General features: G+C 71.1%; 3 protein-coding genes and 2 pseudogenes. 1 reads left to right on the top strand and 4 read right to left on the bottom strand.

The window, feature by feature from the left end:
* Positions 1 to 286, bottom strand: a pseudogene (locus tag ACIBEF_RS32145) (transposase); the annotation flags it as partial.
* Positions 287 to 452: 166 nt separating this feature from the next.
* On the opposite strand from ACIBEF_RS32145, the gene ACIBEF_RS32140 reads away from it, so the two are divergent.
* Positions 453 to 722: a hypothetical protein gene (locus ACIBEF_RS32140; protein WP_396797182.1), complete on the top strand. Its 270-nt coding sequence runs from the start codon at positions 453 to 455 to the stop codon at positions 720 to 722.
* Between the two features lie 654 nt (positions 723 to 1,376).
* Here the strand turns inward: ACIBEF_RS32140 and ACIBEF_RS32135 are convergent.
* From ACIBEF_RS32135 to ACIBEF_RS32125, 3 genes and pseudogenes are all read right to left on the bottom strand, one after another.
* On the bottom strand, positions 1,377 to 2,372 hold the full coding sequence (locus tag ACIBEF_RS32135) for a nuclease-related domain-containing protein (protein WP_396797180.1): 996 nt from the start codon (positions 2,370 to 2,372) through the stop codon (positions 1,377 to 1,379).
* The gene (locus tag ACIBEF_RS32130; protein ID WP_396797178.1) at positions 2,366 to 2,662 is read right to left on the bottom strand and encodes a hypothetical protein; all 297 of its coding nucleotides are present in this window, start codon (positions 2,660 to 2,662) and stop codon (positions 2,366 to 2,368) included. Before ACIBEF_RS32130 ends, ACIBEF_RS32135 begins: the two co-directional genes overlap by 7 nt.
* 14 nt (positions 2,663 to 2,676) lie before the next feature.
* Positions 2,677 to 2,772 (bottom strand): annotated as a pseudogene (locus tag ACIBEF_RS32125) (IS5/IS1182 family transposase); the annotation flags it as partial.

The raw sequence follows: 2,772 nt of genomic DNA, 5'->3' as shown, positions 1-2,772 counted from the left end.
GGTGCGACCGGTCCCAGGATCGGGCCCACGCCCTGCCGTAGAGAAGGATGTCGACGACGGTGGCCGCGTCCGGCCCACCCCAGGTCGCGGGATCAAAGACGAATCTCGTACACCGTGGCAGGGGCGGACGGCCGAGCGTTCCCGGCCGCCGGGGCGACACTGCCCGACCCAGCACCCGATCCGATCGCATCCGCGCGAGGACCTGCACGGGCAGGTCACGCAGGAGGAACGCCACTCGGGGCACGTCATAGCCGGCGTCAGCCACGACCAGGATCTCCGCGTCCCCGTCGGATCGGCGTGCAGATCTCCGACCTGCCGCCATGCACGATGACAGGAGTGAACCTGGCCGAGCCGGTCATGTCCGACACAATCGACTCGGCGCTAAACGCCATCGCCACACCAGTCCTCATCCCGGTGGCGAAAGCCGTACCGACGACGAAGAAGCCGGTGCGGTGCTGACCTACGCGGTGCGCTTCTACGACGGCCATGCGCTGTGGGAAAGACAACGTTCCGACCTGCGACAACTGTCTGCGACGCTTGCCGAACAGGATCTGACCATCGTCGCCACCACCCAATCCATTCAGCCCGTCACCGACTGCGGCACCAACGGTGGACCATGCGCTGAAGGCGCCGCTGAACGCCTTCCAGATCGCCTTCGAGGGCCGGCTCACCCCCGGCCAACCACTAACAACCTCAACAGCCAAGATCAGCCGTTGAATTGACAGACCCATGTCCGCCGCTGGCGGTCCCGTGACCGGCCTGAGTGGTCACGGCGATGACCGGTCGGACATAGGGTGCCCCTGCAGGTGGGTCACTCGGGTGACCGGTCGTCGTGGTGACCGATCGCGGTCATCGCCGTGACCGGGGGCAGGCGGTCATGGTGGTGACCGACGGCGCGGAGGGTCGCCTCACGGTGGTGACCGGCGGCGCGGGGTGGTCATCGTGGTGGCCGTGCTGTTACCGACCCTCCGGTCATCTCTGGTGGCCGGTCACGAGATGACCGGCGGAGGTGGTGCAGGTCGGGGCGGGGGGAGAGAACCTGGCCGGATGAGCCGTGAGGTGGCGTAGGGGCCGGACCGTTCAGCACCAGCAGGGCAGGGTGCTGTGGTGGTCGGGTGGCTCGCCATCGGGGCGCGGCAGTGCTTCGCGGCAGGTCAAGGCGGGTGGACATCGGTGACCGGCGGTGGTGGTCGTGCCGGTGGCCGGTCATCGTGGTGACCGCCGCGCGGTCATCGGGTGGTCCGACCCGGTCATGGCGTGACCGGGCCGGGTGGTCGCGGGATGGCCCTGGCGGTCGGGGCGGATGAGCGGTGGTCGTGGCGATGACCGCGAGCCTCGGTCACTGGTGACCGGTGGGCGGTCACGCGGATGACCGGTCAGAGGAGCCAGGTGGTGGAGCGCCGAGCGACGTCGTGAAGTTTGGTCACGGTGTCCGGGGTGAGGACGGGCGTCTGTCGGCGGAGCCAGCGGGCGAGTTTGGACGCGGCGATGACGGTCACGCCCAGGGGCTGGTGGTCACCGCGGACACCGGCGCCGACGACGGCGATGACCGGGGTGACGGCGATCGGGCCGTGGCCGAGGGCAGCGCCCAGGAGCCGGCCGGCGCGGTCAGCTTCGGCTCGCGCCTTGACCGCGTAGGCGGTGGCGTGGCGGTTGACGGTGATGCCGTCCGGGCCGGCGGAGACGAAGCCGCGCGGGTGGTGCTTGGTGTTGATGGTGAAGATTCCGGCCGGTCCGATGAGGACGTGGTCGATGTCCGTGCCTCGGGTGCTGACCGGTACGGAGTGCAGGACGTACCAGCCGCCGCCGGGGCTGGTGAGTTTGCGCAGGTAGCCGGCGGTTTTCACCTCGCCGGCCGCGCCGACGCGCCAGGCGCGTTCGTCGGTGCGCAGTCGCAGGAGCCGGGCGATGAACGTGACCACGGGCCGGTCGCGGCGCAGCTGCGCGGCTACGGCGGCCGCGCCCTGTCCGGGCTGGTTGTCGGCCAGGTCGGTCCATCCTGGTCGTCTACTGCGCTGGGTGGGTGGTGTGGGGCACTGAGCTGGGCGTTCGCGGATGCTTACGCCGACTGGCGGGTCCTGTGGGGGCGGTCCGAACGCGTCGTTACCCAGGTGGGTGGGCGGGGCGACTGGCCCGGCCGGGGCGGTGGGCGGCGCGAGGTTGTGGACCAGCTCGGGCGGGTCGGTGCGGGGCGGTGTGGGGTTGCGCTGTCGCCAGGTGGCCAGGGCGGCGTAGAACTCGGTGGCGCGGCCGAGGTGCACGTCTCCGGGCTGGCCGCTGGTCACGTCGACGTAGCCGAGGTGAGTGCCGTCGCTGGCGTCGAAGTGCACGCGGCGTCGGCCGGCGCGTACTGACGTCCAGGTGGTCACCACCGGTCGGCCGCCGTCCGGCGGCGCGGCGCGATGCGCAGTGCGGGGTCACCGACCGTGACGGCGAGGCGGGTGCCGACCTCGTTGGTAGCGGGCTGGTAGCGCCCGCTGGGAGGCGTTACCAGCCGCCGGTGGGCGGCGAGCTGCCCGGCGTTGCCGGGAGCCGGCGCGAGCGCGTGAGGCCCGGCCACAGCCGGGCGCGGATCATCGGGCGCAGCGGCGAAGTCGACCCCGAACCGGACCAGCAGCGCCCCCGCCAACGGCGTTAGCGCCCCCTCAACCCGGGAAGTCACCACAGCCACCCCACAAGGTACAGGTAGAAGTCGATGACGGTGGCGTCGCGGTGGGTGCAGCGGCGGATCTTGCCGAACCCGTTCATCCGCGAGTTCGTCGGCTCTACCAC

The sequence above is a fragment of the Micromonospora sp. NPDC050795 genome, assembly GCF_044456785.1.
In the GTDB taxonomy this organism is placed as follows: domain Bacteria; phylum Actinomycetota; class Actinomycetes; order Mycobacteriales; family Micromonosporaceae; genus Micromonospora.
This window is presented reverse-complemented; position numbering and strand designations above follow the sequence as displayed.